The 16,017-nt window shown below is 73.1% G+C and carries 16 protein-coding genes; 15 read left to right on the forward strand and 1 reads right to left on the reverse strand.

The window, feature by feature from the left end; translation table 11 throughout:
* Positions 1–170: 170 nt before the first annotated feature.
* Complete coding sequence (locus tag ACFRQN_RS34350) at positions 171–1,478, forward strand: glycoside hydrolase family 18 protein (RefSeq protein ID WP_049648976.1); 1,308 nt, start codon at positions 171–173, stop codon at positions 1,476–1,478.
* A gap of 57 nt (positions 1,479–1,535) precedes the next feature.
* Here the strand turns inward: ACFRQN_RS34350 and ACFRQN_RS34355 are convergent, their stop codons facing one another.
* The gene (locus tag ACFRQN_RS34355) at positions 1,536–2,582 is read right to left on the reverse strand and encodes a LuxR C-terminal-related transcriptional regulator (RefSeq protein WP_049648975.1); all 1,047 of its coding nucleotides are present in this window, start codon (positions 2,580–2,582) and stop codon (positions 1,536–1,538) included.
* Between the two features lie 138 nt (positions 2,583–2,720).
* Here ACFRQN_RS34355 and ACFRQN_RS34360 point away from each other — a divergent pair, with 138 nt between their 5' ends.
* The 14 genes from ACFRQN_RS34360 (at position 2,721) to ACFRQN_RS34425 (ending at position 15,934) form a co-directional block, all read left to right on the forward strand.
* A complete protein-coding gene (locus ACFRQN_RS34360; protein ID WP_158077651.1) occupies positions 2,721–2,879 on the forward strand; it encodes a hypothetical protein in 159 nt (52 codons plus the stop codon).
* 116 nt (positions 2,880–2,995) lie between these two features.
* Entirely contained in the window at positions 2,996–3,184 is a 189-nt protein-coding gene (locus tag ACFRQN_RS34365; RefSeq protein ID WP_049648974.1) for a lysine biosynthesis protein LysW, read from the forward strand.
* Positions 3,181–4,050, forward strand: a complete 870-nt coding sequence (locus tag ACFRQN_RS34370; protein WP_380744343.1) for a RimK family alpha-L-glutamate ligase — start codon at positions 3,181–3,183, stop codon at positions 4,048–4,050. Before ACFRQN_RS34365 ends, ACFRQN_RS34370 begins: the two co-directional genes overlap by 4 nt.
* A gap of 14 nt (positions 4,051–4,064) precedes the next feature.
* Positions 4,065–4,694: a DegT/DnrJ/EryC1/StrS family aminotransferase gene (locus tag ACFRQN_RS34375; RefSeq protein ID WP_049648972.1), complete on the forward strand. Its 630-nt coding sequence runs from the start codon at positions 4,065–4,067 to the stop codon at positions 4,692–4,694.
* Positions 4,694–6,013, forward strand: a complete 1,320-nt coding sequence (locus tag ACFRQN_RS34380; RefSeq protein WP_380744345.1) for a DegT/DnrJ/EryC1/StrS family aminotransferase — start codon at positions 4,694–4,696, stop codon at positions 6,011–6,013. Before ACFRQN_RS34375 ends, ACFRQN_RS34380 begins: the two co-directional genes overlap by 1 nt.
* Positions 6,006–7,058 carry an N-acetyl-gamma-glutamyl-phosphate reductase gene (gene argC, locus ACFRQN_RS34385; RefSeq protein WP_074000676.1) on the forward strand — a complete coding sequence of 351 codons (1,053 nt, stop codon included), beginning with the start codon at positions 6,006–6,008 and terminating at the stop codon, positions 7,056–7,058. Before ACFRQN_RS34380 ends, argC begins: the two co-directional genes overlap by 8 nt.
* Positions 7,055–8,908: a M20/M25/M40 family metallo-hydrolase gene (locus ACFRQN_RS34390; protein ID WP_074000677.1), complete on the forward strand. Its 1,854-nt coding sequence runs from the start codon at positions 7,055–7,057 to the stop codon at positions 8,906–8,908. Before argC ends, ACFRQN_RS34390 begins: the two co-directional genes overlap by 4 nt.
* A complete protein-coding gene (locus ACFRQN_RS34395) occupies positions 8,905–9,723 on the forward strand; it encodes a transketolase (RefSeq protein ID WP_049648968.1) in 819 nt (272 codons plus the stop codon). The genes ACFRQN_RS34390 and ACFRQN_RS34395 overlap by 4 nt, the downstream gene beginning before the upstream one ends.
* The gene (locus ACFRQN_RS34400) at positions 9,720–10,670 is read left to right on the forward strand and encodes a transketolase family protein (RefSeq protein WP_375877232.1); all 951 of its coding nucleotides are present in this window, start codon (positions 9,720–9,722) and stop codon (positions 10,668–10,670) included. Before ACFRQN_RS34395 ends, ACFRQN_RS34400 begins: the two co-directional genes overlap by 4 nt.
* A gap of 77 nt (positions 10,671–10,747) precedes the next feature.
* On the forward strand, positions 10,748–12,001 hold the full coding sequence (locus ACFRQN_RS34405) for an ATP-grasp domain-containing protein (RefSeq protein WP_380744348.1): 1,254 nt from the start codon (positions 10,748–10,750) through the stop codon (positions 11,999–12,001).
* The gene (locus ACFRQN_RS34410) at positions 11,998–13,347 is read left to right on the forward strand and encodes a hydrolase (protein WP_117487769.1); all 1,350 of its coding nucleotides are present in this window, start codon (positions 11,998–12,000) and stop codon (positions 13,345–13,347) included. The genes ACFRQN_RS34405 and ACFRQN_RS34410 overlap by 4 nt, the downstream gene beginning before the upstream one ends.
* Positions 13,344–14,600 (forward strand): MFS transporter, encoded by a 1,257-nt coding sequence (locus ACFRQN_RS34415; protein WP_074000679.1) that lies wholly within the window; start codon positions 13,344–13,346, stop codon positions 14,598–14,600. Before ACFRQN_RS34410 ends, ACFRQN_RS34415 begins: the two co-directional genes overlap by 4 nt.
* Before the next feature lie 69 nt (positions 14,601–14,669).
* A complete protein-coding gene (locus ACFRQN_RS34420; RefSeq protein WP_049648964.1) occupies positions 14,670–15,635 on the forward strand; it encodes an NAD-dependent epimerase/dehydratase family protein in 966 nt (321 codons plus the stop codon).
* Positions 15,635–15,934, forward strand: coding sequence for a putative quinol monooxygenase (locus ACFRQN_RS34425; protein WP_049648963.1), 300 nt, complete (start codon positions 15,635–15,637; stop codon positions 15,932–15,934). The genes ACFRQN_RS34420 and ACFRQN_RS34425 overlap by 1 nt, the downstream gene beginning before the upstream one ends.
* Positions 15,935–16,017 lie beyond the last annotated feature (83 nt).

Consider the following 16,017-nt stretch of genomic DNA (forward strand, 5'->3'; position numbering starts at 1 on the left):
GACCGCATCCCGCGGTCCGGCCTCCTCTTTTTTGCGACGGCTTCTCGCACCAGCTTTTTGCATACTGCGCCGGTTGCGGTCGCCCCCTTGTGCGGTGAACGGCGGATGGACTAAACCTCTGTGCCATCTGGTCCAGACCATTTGACGCCGCTTCAGAGAACAGGTCCGGTATGCCCACTCGCGCCTCAGCCCTGCTCGCCGCCGCCACCGTCGCCGCGCTGCTCGCCGCCCCCGCCACCGCCAACGCCGCCGACGGACGGCACGGCCCGAAGCTGAAGGGCCAACGGGTCGGCTACTTCACCCAGTGGGGCGCCGACAGCTCCGCGAAGAGGGTCCAGGAGTCCGGCCAGGCGGCCAGGCTCACCGTCATCAACTACGCCTTCGGCAACGTCTCCGCCGAGGGCACCTGCTTCGAGAGCAACGAGGCCGGCCAGGGCGACGCCCGCAACGACTACCAGCGCTCCTTCTCCGCCGCCGAGTCGGTGGACGGCGTGGCCGACGCCCCGGGCCAGAAGCTGAAGGGCCACCTCAACCAGCTGCGCAAGCTCAAGGCGAAGAACCCCCAGCTGCGCACGGTCATCTCGCTGGGCGGCTGGTCCTGGTCCAAGTACTTCTCCGACGCGGCCGCCACCGACGAGGCCCGCAAGAAGTTCGTCTCCTCCTGCATCGACCTCTACGTCAAGGGCGACCTGCCGGTCCTGGCGGACTCCCCGGAGGGCGGCAAGGGCGCCGCCGCGGGCGTCTTCGACGGCATCGACATCGACTGGGAGTACCCGGGCGGCGGCGGGGACGCGGGCAACGTGGTCCGCCCCGAGGACGGGCACAACTTCACGCTGCTGATGCAGGAGTTCCGCGACCAGCTGGACGCGCTGAGCGGCCGGAAGGGCAAGAAGTACCTGCTGACCGCCGCCGTGGCCGCCAACGAGACGGTCGCCGACCGGCTCGAACTGCCGCAGCTGAGCGAGTCGGTGGACTGGCTGAACCTGATGACCTACGACCTGCACGGCCCGTGGGAGGGCAAGGGGCCGGCCAACCACCAGGCCCCGCTGTACTCCGACCCGGCCGACCCGGACCCGCGCCGGCGCAGTGCCGACCAGGCCGCCGACCACTACCAGGAGCGCGGCCTGCCCGCCGAGCAGCTGGTCCTCGGCGCCCCGCTGTACGGCCACGGCTGGACCGGCGTCGCCCCCGGCAAGCGCGGCGGGCTCTTCCAGAGCGCCACCGCGTCCGCGCCCGACCACTCGTACCAGGAGATCAACGCGCTGCCGGGCAAGGTCTACCTGGACCGCGACCACGGCGCGTCCTGGAAGTACGACGGCACCACGTTCTACAGCTACGACACCGCCGAGGTGCTCACCCAGAAGGCGCGGTACACGCGCTGGAACGACCTGGCCGGGGTGATGGTCTGGTCGCTGGACGGCGACGACGCCCAGGGCAGCGCGATCGCCGCGCTGGACCGCGGCCTGAGCCGCGACTGACCGCTCCCCCCGCCCCGTACCCAGGGCCCGCCGCGGACGCCCCCGCGGCGGGCCCTGCTACGCCGTGGGACCGGCCGGCCCGGCCGGCTGCTCGTGCGGGCCCCGGGGCTGCCGGGCGGGCGGCGGGGAGCCGTCCAGGATGCCGCTCTGCGCCGTCAGGTAGGCGAGCTGGGCCCGGCTGTTGCTGCCGAGGATCTCCGACACCCGCTTGAGGTGGCTCGCCACGGTCCGTGAGCTGATGCCGAGCCGGCTGGCGATCGCGGCGTCCGTGTAGCCGTCCACCATGAGCTGGAGCACCCGCAGCCGGGTCTCGTCGGTGAGCAGCGGCGGGCGCTGCTGGTCGCTCTCGTAGACGACCGGCGCGGCCCGCTCCCAGGCGTGCTCGAAGACCGAGGCCAGGAAGTGCACCACGCCGGGGTCGGTGACCTTGAGCGCGTGGTTGTGGTGCTCGAGCTCCTTGTCGGGGATGAACGCCACCGAGCGGTCGCAGATGATGAGCCGGTCGAAGACCTCGTCGACGGTCCGCACCTCGATGCCGGCCTCGGTGACGGCCTTGATGTAGTCCAGCGTCGGGTAGTGCGCCCGGACGGAGTGCTGGTAGAGCGTGCGCTGGCGGACGCCCCGCTTCTGCGCGTCCAGGGCGAGGACCAGCGATCTGGCGAGGACGTCGGTCGGCCGGCTGCCGCCCGGGTGCGCGGTGAGCAGCTCCCGCTCGGTCGCCTGGGTCGTCTCGGCCACCGCGGCGGCGATGACCGCCGCGCCGCTGAGCCGCTGGACGTTGTCCCGGCCCTCCCGGCGCAGCGTCCGGTAGACGCTCTCGACCTGGGACATGGCGGTCCGGATCGCGGCCACCTGCTGCTGCTGTTCGAGGATCTGCTGCTCCATCGGGTGCAGCAGCGCCGTGGTCGCGACCTCGGGCGGGACCGGCACCAGGACCGAGGGGTCGCCCAGCGCCGCCGTCAGCAGCCCCAGCTCGGTCAGGCAGGCGGGCGGCTCCGCCGTCGGGGCCCTCCCCAGCAGGACGGCCTTGCGGTAGAACGTGATCCCCTCGTCACAGGGCCCGGGGTGGGCCTCCGGGCCACTGACGTCCGATATGTCGCACATGTGCCACCCCCTTCGGAATCTTGCAGTGCACGATCCTGAGCCATCGGATCTCTTCTGGCAAGGACCCATTCCCAGGCATTCTCTCTGTGTGCGGGGAAACCCCCCAGCACGAACGGATAGGTCTATCTAGGGGTGGAAATGAAGATCATGCGGTTCCCGGGTCGAATCCTCGCGTCCTTCGTTATGGCCGCCGTCGCGGTGATCGTCGTTTCCGCCGCGCCGGACGCCCCCAGCAGCGCCCCCACCGCTGCCGCCAGCGACGTGGCGCTCCTGCCGGGCGACCCCGGCTGGGCCTGATCGGCCGGGCGGGAATCCGCCACCCCTGGACAGTAGCGCCGATCCGCCGACCTGCGGGAGTGCTGCGAATCACGTTTCGCGGATATCGGCGCGCCGACATTCAGAAGGAGAGAGAAATGACCGCTGCGATTGCCGTACCGAAATGCCTGGTGTGCGACACCGACTTCGAGGTCGACGAGGCCTGGGAGCGGGGCGAGGTGACCGAGTGCGCGGCCTGCGGCCAGGAGCACGAGGTCGTCGAGAAGTCCGAGGCCGGCGTCCGCCTCGACCTGGCCCCCGAGGTGGAAGAGGACTGGGGCGAGTGACCTCCTCCGGCCGCGTCCTGCTGTCGGCCACCATGCTGCGCCCCGAGGAGAAACTCCTCCTCGGGGCGTTGCGCGGGGAGGGTCTGACGGCGACTCCACTGCTCATGGAGGATCTGGCCGAGGTGGTGGCGGGTCGTACCGACCCGCCGGCCCTGGCCCTGATCCGCAACCTCTCGCACCGGGACGCGATCAGCGTCTCGTGCCGCCTGGAACACGCCGGGATCACCACCCTCAACCGGGCGTCGACCATCGAGACCTGCAACGACAAGGGCCTGCAGGCCCTGCTCTTCGCCCGGCACGGCATCCCCCACCCGCACACCCGGCACGCCTTCAGCTACGACCAGGTGCGCGCGATCGTCGCCGAGCTGGGCATGCCGGCGGTGGTCAAGCCGGTCAGCGGCTCCTGGGGGCGCGGTGTCACCAAGCTCGCGGACGCCGCGTGCCTGGAGGCCTGGGCCGCCGGGCGCGAGTCCGTCGACGCCGCGGGGAAGCTCTTCCCCGTCATCGTGCAGGAGTACATCGACAAGCCCGGCCACGACCTGCGCGTGGTCGTCGTCGGGACCACCCCGGTCGTGGCGATCCAACGGGTCTCGGACGACTGGCGCACCAACACCCACCTCGGCGCCGAGGTGCGGCGCGTCGACATCACCCCGGAGATGGAGAAGCTCTGCGTCCAGATCGTCGACGTCCTCGGCCCCGGCTTCTACGGGGTCGACCTGGTGGAGGACCGGACCACCGGTGACCTGCTCGTCCTGGAAGTGAACGCCAACCCCGAATTCGCCCGCTCCTCCGCCCTGCACGGAGTGAACGTCGCCGGCCACCTCGCCTCGTACGTGGCGGGGCAGCTGACGGCCGCGGCCGTGTGACCCGGAGAGGAACCATGGAACTGTTCGACACCGCGACGGTGCTCGCCCGCGTGCTCACCTCGGGCGTGGTCATGAGCATCGAGAAGAGCGACCGTGAACTGCCCGCCCTGGAGCGGCTGCTGACCAAGCGGACCGGCCGGGCCAAGGCCGTCCTGCTGAACAGCCGGACCGGGGCCCTGCACGCGGCCCTGGCCGGCCAGGGCATCGGCCACGGCGACACCGTCGCCCTGGCCGGGCCGGACGAGGCCACCACGGCCTTCCTGGCCTGGCTCGGCGTCACCGTCGAGGGGCAGGCCCCGGCCGCCTTCGACCTGGTCTCGCTGACCCCCGAGAACGCCGGCCGGCTGGACGAGCTGACCGCCGAAGCCACCGCCCCCGCGCTGGTGGTGGACCTGAGCGGGCTCGGCTTCGGCCCGGCCGCCGCCGTGCTCACCGACGACGAGCGGCTCTGGGCCCGGGCCGAGCGGCTGAAGATCTTCGGCGCCTACGACCTGCGCACCATGTGGACCCAGCAGGAGGCCGACGAGGACCTGGTGCCGGGGGTGCAGTTCAACTACCGGCTGAGCCCCCTGGTGGCCGGTTGCGTACGGATGGCCCTGACCCACGCGGCTCGCCCCGCCGCCGCAAGCTCCGGAGCACGCTGATGATCACCGACTTCCCGAACTCGCCCCTGCCCCTGCCCACCGAAGCCGACCTCGCCGACGAGCTCGCCGCCCTCGGCGGCGGCGCGATGATCCCCAAGGCCCAGCGCCGCACGCTCTTCCCGATCATCACCAAGGAAGACGTCTTCAACCTGATGCTCGCCCAGCGGCAGGCGCCCGACAAGGTCGTGGCCGACTTCGCCGAGGCGTACCGCGCCTACGTCGGCGCCGAGTACGCCCTGCCCACCGCCAGCGGCACCTCCAGCCTGCACATGGCCCTGGTCGGCGCCGGCGTGCAGCCCGGTGACGAGGTGATCGTCCCGGCGTTCACCTTCATCGCCACCGCGCAGGCCGTGGTCGCCGCCCACGCGATCCCGGTGTTCGTCGACATCGACCCCGACACCTACTGCATGGACCCGCGGGCCGCGGCCGCCGCGATCACCCCCCGGACCAGGGCGCTCATGCCGGTGCACGTCCACGGCCTGCCCGCCGACGTGCCGGCCCTGCGCGCCCTGGCCGACCAGCACGGCATCGCCCTCGTCGAGGACGCCTCGCACGCCCACTCCGCGAAGATCGGCGACCGGGTGGCCGGCTCCTTCGGCGACGCCGCCGGCCAGAGCCTGATGGCCGACAAGAACTTCCCGCTCGGCGGCGAGGGCGGCATCGCCTTCTACGCCACCGAGGAGGCGTACGGCCGGGCGGTCGCCTACCTGGAGCGCCACGCCATCGACTACGGGATGTCCTGGGTGGCCGCCGCCTTCGGCACCAGCCAGCTGGCCCGGCTGCCGTACTACGACGAGATCCGGGCCCGCAACGCCGCCCTGCTCGGCGAGGCCCTGGCGGGGACCGGCCTGTTCACGCCGCCGCACGTCCCGGACGGGCACGTGCACGCGTACAACATGTACCGGACCACCCTGCACCCGGAGGCCGTCGGCCTGGAGGACCTGCCGGTGCACGCCGTCAAGGAGGCGGTGCACGAGCTGCTGGTCGCCGAGGGCGTGCCGGCCCGTGAGTGGCAGAACACCCCGATCCCGTGCCACCTGCCGTTCCGGCACCGCGACGGCTTCGGCAACGGCTACCCGTTCTCGCTCAACCCGGACGCCGTGCGCGACCACCGGCCGGAGGACTTCCCGGTCACCCTGGGCATGCTCGACAGCACCCTGGTGCTCTGCCGCGAGCTGCGCTCCCCGGTCGAGTACGAGCGGATCCTGCGCTACGCGGACGCCTTCCGGAAGGTCGCCCGGCGCCCGGACGCCATCCGCAAGCTCGTCGAGAGCGGCGACCACCGCCGTCCGTGGGAGAAGGCGGCCCGCCTTGGCTGACCAGAAGATCCGCGTCGCCGTCATCGGCGCGAGCGGCTACACCGGTGGCGAGGTCATCCGGCTGCTGCTCGAACACCCCGGGGTGGAGCTCGCGTTCCTCTCCGCGGAGCGCAACGCCGGTGCCACGGTCGGCAGCGTCCACCCGTGGCTGCGCAACCACCCCAGGGCCGGCTCGCTGACGCTCCGGCCGCTGGCGCAGCTCGCCGAGGCCGGCCCCGTCGACGTCGCCTTCGGCTGCCTGCCGACCGGCACCCTGCCGGAGCAGCTGCCGCTGATCGCCGACAACGCCAAGCGGGTGCTCAACCTGGGCGGCGACTTCCGGCTCCGCGACGGCGACGACGTCCGGACCCACTACCCGAGGACGGCCGCGAACCCGCCGAGCGAGGATTTCGCCTACTACATACCGGAGTTGAGCCCCGAGGTCCCGCAGGAGCGGTTCATCAGCCTGCCCGGCTGCATGGCCGTCACCACCATCTACGCGCTCTACCCGATGTTCGCCGCCTCGCTCGCGACCGACCGGGTCGTGGTCGACGCCAAGACCGGCTCCACCGGGAGCGGTCGCGGCGGCGGCGAGCCGCACGCGGAGCGCAGCGGCAACATCCGGGTGCACAAGCTGCACGGGCACCGGCACGCCCCGGAGGTCCAGCAGGCGATCGCCGACCTGACCGGCGCCGCCGTGGACCTGCGGTTCTCCACCCACAGCCTGGACGTGTCGCGCGGCATCATGGTCACCGCGTACACCGAACTGCGGGACGGCGTCACGGCGTTGGACGTCAAGCGGGCCTACGCCAAGGCGTACCTCGGCAAGCCCTTCGTCCGGGTCCGGCCGGCCCCCAAGGCGGCGCAGGACTTCCCGATGCTCAAGGCGGTCGTCGGCTCGAACGTCGCCGAGGTGGCGGTCGCGGTGCGCGGCGACCAGTGCGTCGCGGTGGCGGCCCTGGACAACCTGATCAAGGGCGCGGCCGGCCAGGCGATCCAGGCGATGAACCTGATCTCCGGCCTGGACGAGACGACCGGACTGCCCACCACGGCGGTGTCGCCGTGAGCCGTCCGCTGTACGTGATCAAGGTCGGCAGCGCCACGCTCGACCACGGCACGATCCACAAGGAGCTGGCCGACCTGGTGGCCCGGGGCGCCCGGGTGCTCCTGGTCGCCGGCGGTGCCACCGGCATCGAGGCCCACTACCGCGCGATCGCCCGCCCGATGCCGCAGCTGCGGCTCGCCAACGGCGACGAGGTGCGCTACTGCCCGCCCGAGGAGATGACCCACCTGGTCGACGCCTACGAGCGGGTCACCCTGCCCGCCGTGGAGCGGGAGGCCCGGGCCCTCGGGCTCGGCGTCTTCACCGCCGTCGCGGCGCGCGGCGCCCTGGTGACCGGCCGGGCCAACCGGCCGCTCAAGGCGCTGTCCGCCGAGGGCCGGCCGATCGTGGTCCGCGACCACCGGGCCGGCGTGCCAGCCCAGGTGGACACCGCCCGGCTGAACGCCCTGCTCGACACGTACGACCTGGTCTGCCTGTCCGCGCCGGTCGCCGACCCGGACGGCGGCGCCCCGCTCAACGTGGACGCCGACGTGCTCGCGGCGGTCCTCGCCAACGCGCTGGACGCCGACCACCTGCGGCTGGTCACCGGCACCGCCGGACTGCTGACGGACAAGGACGACCCGCGCTCCACGCTGGCCGACGCCTACCCGGGCGACGGAGCGCGGTACGCCGCGGGGCGCATGCGGCAGAAGGTCCGCGCGGCCGAGATCGCCCTGGAGGGCAGCGCCGACGTGGCCATCACCGGGCCGCACACCATGTCCGAGCCGGCCAACTGGACCAGGTTCTGGCGGGTGCGCGAGCCCTCCGCCGACCTGAGCCTGCTGACCCGGGTGGTCTCGGTGCCCTCGGTCTCCGGTGACGAGGCCGAACTCGCCACCCTGCTGGCCGAGTGGTGCCGCGAGCGCGGCATGGACGCCGCCGTCGACGAGGCGGGCAACCTCGTCGCCAGCCGCGGCATCGGGCCCCGCCGGCTGCTCCTCCTCGGCCACCTCGACACCGTGCCGCACCGCTGGCCGGCCGAGTGGCGCGAGGGCGAACTGTGGGGCCGCGGCAGCGTGGACGCCAAGGGCTGCCTCGCCAACTTCCTGGAGGTGCTCGCGCACGCGGACATCCCGGAGGACGGCCAGCTGTGCGTGGTCGGCGCGGTCGAGGAGGAGATCTCCTCCTCCAAGGGCGCGTTCCACGTCCGCGACCACTACCCGGCCGACGCGGTCGTCATCGGCGAGCCCAGCGGCTCGGAGAAGCTGACGCTCGGCTACTTCGGGCTCTTCAAGCTCAAGGTGACCGCCTCGGTGTCCAGCGGCCACTCGGCCGGACAGGACGCGGTCTCCGCCCCCGACCTGCTGATCGAGGCGCTCGGCGGCATCCGGACGGCCGTGCTGGCCCACGCGACCGACGCGCTGAGCGCGGTCATCGAGATCAGCAGCCGGACCGGGCGCGAGCACCACCACGCCACCGGGATCCTCAACTTCCGGGTGCCGCCCACGGCCGACCTCGACGCGCTGCGCTCGGCCGCGCTCGACCAGGTCCGGCCCGGGGTGGAGATCGAGGTGCTGCGGGCCACCCCCGGGTACGTCGGAGGCCGCTCCAGCTCCCTGGTCAAGGTCTTCAGCCGGGCCTTCGCGGACACCGGCGTCCGGCCCCGCTTCGTCGTGAAGAAGGGCACCTCGGACATGAACACCCTGGCCACCACCTGGCGGGACGTGCCGATGGTCGCGTACGGCCCCGGCGACTCCTCGCTGGACCACACCGACGAGGAGCGGATCGGCGCCATGGAGTACCGCACCGCCCGCTCGCTGCTCGCGGACGCCGTCAACCGGTGGTTCGCCCTGCCCGAGGGGAGCCGTCGATGAGCACCCTGCTCGCCCCGCCGCAGACCGGGGACGACCTGCTGGCCACCCTGGCCGACCGGGCCGTACGGGCCCGCCGGCTGGTGGTCGACATGGCCGCCGGGCCGCGCGGCTGCCACCTCGGCGGCAGCCTGTCCGTCCTGGACATCCTGATCGCCGCGCTGCACCGGGCCTCGGCCGGGGACGGCACGGAGGTCGTGCTCAGCAAGGGCCACGCCGCCGCCGGGCTCTACGCGGCCCTGCACGTCAGCGGCGTCCTCCCGGAGGACCCGACACCGCGCTACGGCCTGGCGGGCGAGCCGTTCACCGGCCACCCGGGCCCCAAGGTCCCGGGCGTGCGCTTCCCCACCGGGAGCCTCGGCCACGGCGTCCCGTACGCCGCCGGCTGGGCGATGGCCCGCCGGATCGGCGGCCGGAGCGGACTCGGCATCGCCGTCGCCGGCGACGGCGAGCTCCAGGAGGGCCTGGTCTGGGAGACCTGCCAGGTCGCCGTGGCCCAGGAGCTGGGCAACTTCGTGCTGGTGGTCGACCGCAACGGCGGCCAGAACGACGGCATGGTGGCCGACATCTCGCCGCTGCCCCGGCTCGCCGAGCGGTTCGCCGCCTTCGGGTTCGAGGTCGCCGAGACCGACGGGCACGACCTGGCGGCGCTCACCGGGCTGCTCGCCGGGGACCGGGCCGGGGCCCGCAGGCCGCTGGCCGTCATCGCGAACACCGTCAAGGGGAAGGGCGTGCCCGCCGTGGAGGGCAAGGCCGGCTCCCACTACGTGACCATCGACGCCACGCGCGCCGCCAAGTGGAAGCGAGCGATCCGATGACCCTCTCGGGCCGTGACGCCTACCGCGACGAGCTGACCGGGCTCGCCGCCGAGGACGACACCATCCTCTGCCTGGAGGCGGACCTCGGCGGCAAGGGCCACCCGTTCCAGGCCGCCCACCCCGACCGCTTCTTCAACCTCGGCATCGCCGAGGGCGCCATGGTCGACATGGCGGCGGGCCTCGCCGCGGGCGGGTACAAGCCCTTCGTCAGCACCTTCGCGCCCTTCGCGGCGCTGCGCGCGGCGGAGAGCCTCAAGCTGACGCTGGGCTACCTGAACGCCGGGGTCACCGTGGTGGCGCCGTACGCGGGCGTCTCCGGCGCCTGGTTCGGCACCACCCACCACTGCCTGGAGGACCTCGCCGTCCTGCGCAGCATCCCGGGCGTGGTCATCGCCGCCCCCTACGGGGAGGCGGAGATGCGCGCGGTGGTCCGCGAGGCCGTGCGCTCCGGCCGGCCGCACTACATCCGCACCGGGCGCAACGCCCAGTACCGCTCGCTCGACCGGGAGGGCGAGCGGGCGCCGCTGGTCACCTGGGAGTCCCGGGCCGAGCCGGGCGAGGTCTGCCTGGTGTCGGTCGGCGAGGAGGGCACCCGCCTGGCGCTGGCCGCGCGGGAGGCCCGCCCCGGCACCGGCCACGCCCACCTAGTCTACCTGGACCACCCGAACCTGGCCCGCGCCGCGGCCGAACTCTCCCGCCACCACCGGCGGTTCGTCGTGGTCGAGGAGCACCGCGCCCAGGGCGGGGCGGCCGAGGCCCTCGCGCTGCTGATGCCCGGGTGCGAGGTCACCGCGGCGAGCGCGGACCTGACCTGGCCGTCCACCGGCGGCGACCACGAGGAGGTCATGGCCGCGGTCGGGCTCACGCTGCCCGCCGTGCTCGCCGCGGTGGCCCGGGCCGGCGGCGCCGGCCGGCTGCCGGCCGTCTCCGGAGCCTGCGTCCGCTGAGCCGCCGGGGACCGCGTCCGCCGCGCCCCCGCCCCCGTCATCCCCTGATCCGCCACAGTCCGACAAGGAGCACAGCCATGCACATCCTCATGATCGAGTGCAACCCGAACGGGATCGCCGGTATCGCGAACGCCCTGGAACTGGGCCACGACGTCACCCTGGTCTCGGTCGACCCCGACTTCTACCTCAGCGTCTCGCCGCTGACCGAGGCCGCCTACGCCCACCCGAACTGCCAGGTCGTCAAGAGCGAGCAGGCCTTCTCCCTCGACGAGCTGACCGACCTGGCGCGCCGGCTGCACGAGGCCAAGCCGATCCACGGCGTCACCACGTACAGCGAGTACCACACCGTGCACACCGCCGCCGTCGCCGAGGCGCTCGGCCTGCCCGGCATGAGCATCGACGGCGCCCGCAACGCCCGGCACAAGCACCTGACCCGCACCACCCTGGCCGGCACCGGCATCCGCCAGCCGCGCTTCGCGGTGGCCACCGACCCGGCCGAGGTGGAGGCCGCCGTCCGCGAGGTCGGCTTCCCCTGCGTGGCCAAGCCCTCCGACGGCACCGCCAGCCTCCACGTCCTGCACCTCAAGGACGAGGCGGACCTGCGCGAGTACCTCGCCGAGCTGGCCCAGGTCGCCGACTACGGGCGCGGCGTCGTGCGCATCCCGGAGATCGTCATCGAGGAGTTCGTCACCGGCGAGCTGATCTCCGTCGAGTCCTGCGTGCTCGCCGGGGGAGAGGTGGTCAACCTCGGCCTGACCGACCGCTCGCTCAGCGGGTTCCCGTACTTCATCGAGATGGGCCTGACCTACTTCAGCGGCCACCCGCTCCAGGAGGAGCTGTTCGCCGCCACCACCGCCGTGCTGAACGGGCTCGGCGTGGACTTCGGCTTCATCCACACCGAGTGGCTGCTCGGCCCGGACGGCCCGGTGCTGTGCGAGGTCAACGGCCGCCTGGCCGGCGGGATCGTGCCGACCCTGATGGAGATCACCTCCGGCGTGGACCCGTACCTGGAGGTCATCCGCCAGGCCCTCGGCGAGCGGCCCGAGCTGGCCTTCCCCCGTGAGACCACGGCCAGCGGCCACTGGTTCGGCTCCCCGGTCGCCGGGACGGTCGAGGCGATCGGCTTCGACGCCCTCACCGACCTGCCCGGCTTCCACAGCGCCCTCGGCTACAAGAAGCCCGGCACGGCCGTGAACCGGCTGTCCCGCAGCAACTTCGACTGGATCGGCCACATCATCTTCACCGGCGGCGACCGGGACGAGGCCGCCAAGCGCTGCCAGGACGGCCTGGACCGCATCGACCTGCGCCTGTCGGTCGAGGTGGCCCGGTGAGCGCGGCCACCCCCGAGCAGCGGCGGCCCGCCGTACTGTCGGGCGTGGCCGTCCCCGCCCTGGACGCCGAGGCGCTGTTCGACGTGACCGTCGAGGACGGGGTCTTCACCCGGATCGAGCCCTCGGGCACCCGTCGCGGCGACGAGCCGGAGCTGTGGCCCGGCTACACCGAGACCCACGCCCACATCGCCCTGCCCGCCAACTTCGACGACACCGCCGAGGACCCGCGGATCATCGCCCTCCAGTACCTCTACCACGGCGTCACCCACGTGGTGGACATGTTCGGCTACCCGATGGTGGCCGACGCCTGGGAGGCCGGCCGGGCCGCTTCGGACCTGCCGTACCCCGAACTGGTCCACTGCGGCTACGCGGTGACGGCGATGACCAACGCGGCGGGCCTCTCCGGCCACGGCGTGGAGTTCCCGACCCCGGTGTACATGCTCGCGGTCGAGGCCGACCTCGACCAGGCGCTGCGCAACAACGCCGAGCGCGGCGCGACCTTCCTCAAGGTCATGTTCACCGACGGCACCGAGCAGCCGGGCTCCAAGGTGCGCTTCTCCCGGCTGTCGGAGCGGGTGCTGCGGTTCACCGCGCGGATCGCCGCCGAGCGCGGCATCACCGCGGTGATCGACTGCAACACCCTGGAGGAGACCCGCTGGGCCTACGACTGCGGCTTCCGGCTCTTCGCCCACACCGTCCGCGACCGCACCCTCGGCGACGCCGAGTGGAAGGACCTGGCCGGCGCCCGGTTCGTCTCCACCCTCTCCGGGCTGCGCCCGATGGTCATGACGGCCGACGACTTCCTCGCCGCGTACGGCCGCGAGGGCTTCGCCGAGACCCAGGACGTCCGCAACCTGGACGCCGTCCGCGGCCTGGAGCAGCCGTACGGGATCACCTACGGCCTCCAGGAGACCCGCACCGGCGCGCTGGGCGACATGCGCCGCAACGCGCTGGCCGCGCTGCGCGAGGGCAACCTGCTGGTCGGCACCGACTCGGGCAACACCGGTGCCTACCACGGCTACTCCCTGCTCGGCGAGCTCGACCTGCTGCGCGGGGACGACCCCTCGCTCGCCGACGCGCTGCGCCACCAGGCCACCGTCGGCGGCCGGCGCTACTTCGACGAGCTGCGCGGCGAGTCCGGCGCCGCCCACCCGATCAGCGTCGGGGCGCCGGCCACCTACAACCTGCACGCGCCGGGCCGGCCGCTCTCCGCGCTGCCCACCGCCACCGTCGTGCGGGGGACACCGATCGACCGCCAGGCGGTCGCCCGGGCCATCGCCGGGCTCCGCGCCGCCGCGGCGGCCGGCACGACGACGCACGACACGAAGGAGGGGGCGGCCCTGTGACCGTCGACCGCAAGCGGGCGCTGATCGGCGTCAACGCCGGCATCCTGCTCGCCAACACCGGCAGCTACATCTGGTTCCCCGTGCTGGTGGCCTCGCTCGGCGGGGTGGACAGCGGCTTCTGGGCCGGCGTCGTGATGGCCATGACGTACGTCGGGCGGCTGCTCGCCACCTTCTTCTACGAGGGCGTGGCGCTGCGCATCGGCATCCGCGGTGCGGTCTTCCTCGGTACCGCCCTGGAGGCGGTGGCGCTGGGCCTGATGGGCTTCGGCACCGGGGTGCTGGTCTACGCCGTGCTCGCCTTCTTCATCGGCTTCGGCTCCGGCACCTCCTTCCCCGGCCTGAAGAACGTCCTCGCCTCCTACCCCGACGACGAGCGCCCCAAGGCCTTCTCGACCTTCCAGATGGCCGGTCAGGTGGGCGTGTTCGGCGGCGCCATGCTGGGCGCCGTGCTCGCCGACGTCGAGCTGCGCACCCTGTTCTCGGTGGTGTTCGCGATCTTCCTCGCGTTCTGCCTGGCGGCCTCGTCCTTCATCCCCCGGGACGGCTTCCAGCCCCCGGCGCCGGTGGAGCCCGGGGCCGGGGCGGCGGCCCGCAAGCCGCTGTTCTCCACCGCGGTGTTCAAGGGCATCGACATCCGGGGCGCCACCCGCTACTTCCTGCTGTCGGCGGTGTTCTGGTTCCTGTCGATCGGCTTCATCGTCGGCATCCCGCTGCACATGGAGCGGTACGTGCCGCAGTGGGCGCCGTCCTCGCCGTTCTGGATCACCGGGCTGAGCATCCTGGTGCTCCAGTACCCGGTGTTCAAGTTCCTGATCGGCCGGTTCAGCCCGGCCGTGGTGATGGCGATCGGCCTCACCGGCATGACGGTGGCGTTCACCGCCCTCGGCGCGGGGCGCGGCGCGGCCTGGGTGGTGGTCGGGGCGCTGACGGTGGTGCTGGGCGAGATCCTCTTCGTGCCGTCCTTCGACATGTGGATCGCCCGCAAGGTCCCCGAGCGCCAACTCGCCAAGGCGATGGGGGCGATGCACTTCTTCCGCAGCGCCGGGAACATGGCCGGCTCGGTGCTCGCCGGTGTGCTGTTCGACCTGTCGCGCTCCGCCGGGGTGCCCGGCGCGAACTGGTACGTCGACGCGGTGGTGGCCGCCGGCTGCGCGGTGGTCTGCCTGGTGGGCCGGGCGGAGGGCACCGAGGCCGCGGCGGCCCAGGAGGCGGAGGCGGGCACCTCGGACGCCGTGGGCGCCGCGTCCGCCTGACAGAACCCGAGCGGTCGCGCGTCGCGGGGCCGCGGACGGAACGAGAGAGAAAGAGACAGGAAAGAGCAGATGGCAGACATTTGCGTCATCGGCGGGACCCGCTACTTCGGCAAGCTGCTGGTGCGCCGGCTGCTGGCGGCCGGCCACCGCGTCACCCTCGTCACCCGCGGCCGGACCCCGGACCCGTTCGGGGACTCCGTCCGACGGCTGCGCGCGGACGTCAACCGTCCCGGCGAGCTGGCCGAGGCGGTCGCCGGGGAGCGGTTCGACGCCGTGGTGCACCAGATGTGCTACACCCCCAACGCCGCCGTGGAGGCCTGCGAGGCCTTCGGGGACCGGGCCGGGAAGCTGGTGCTGACCAGCACCATCGAGGTCTACAACCGGGACACCTTCCGCGGGCCGGTCGCCGCACCGGAGTTCGGCGCGCTCGCCCGCGAGGAGGAGCTCGACCCGGCCGGCTACCCGTACGACCTCACCCTGCCCTGGCAGGACGACGACTACCTGGAGGCCAACTACGGCGAGGGCAAGCGCCAGGCCGAGGCCGCGGTGACCGACCGCGCCCGGGTGCCGGTGCTGCTGGCCCGGGTGGCCCACGTGCTGGCCGAGGAGGGCGACTTCACCGGCCGCTACCGCTTCCACGTCGACCGGATCCGGGACGGGCGGCCGATCGTGGCCCACGCCGGGCCGGGCCGGACCTCGCTGGTGCGGGCCGAGGACGCGGCCGGCTTCCTCGCCTGGGCGGCCGTGAACGAGGTGACCGGCGCGGTCAACGTGGCCTCCCCGGACACCGCCGACGTCTACGATGTCGTTGCCTCGGTGGAGGGGGCGACCGGGCTGACGGCCCAGGTCATCGAGAAGGAGGACCCGGCGGGCGACCCCGACCTGTCCCCGTTCTCCTGCCCGGCCGACTTCGCGATGTCGGCCGACCGGGCCGCCTCGCTCGGCTACCGGTTCACCCCCATCGCCGAGTGGCTGCCCGCGCTCGGCCGGGCCGCCGCCGCCGACACCGATCCCACCACCGCCAAGGAGCAGTGATGTTCGACCTCATCGTCATCGTCAGGGTCACCGAGCCGGACGGCGTCCCGGCGGTCGCCGACGCCCTGGCCCGGATGCGGCCGCTGTGCCTCGCCGAGGACGGCTGCGTCAGCTGGGAGGCGTACCACTCGCAGGACGACCCGGGCCGCTTCGTCCTGGTGGAGCGCTGGGCGACCCGGGAGGCCTGGGAGGCGCACGACGGCGGCGACGCGATCCAGAAGGTCTACATCCCGGACATCCTGCCGCGGGTCGAGCGCGAGGTGCACCCCAGTGTTCCGGTCTCCGTGAGCGCCGGCTGAGCACCGGCTGAGCGCGCCGGCTGAGTGCACCGGCCGCGCCGGAGAAAGGCCGTGGGCCCCGGCCCGCCCCTGGTTTCCAGGAG

Source organism: Kitasatospora sp. NPDC056800, assembly GCF_042789775.1.
GTDB lineage: Bacteria > Actinomycetota > Actinomycetes > Streptomycetales > Streptomycetaceae > Kitasatospora.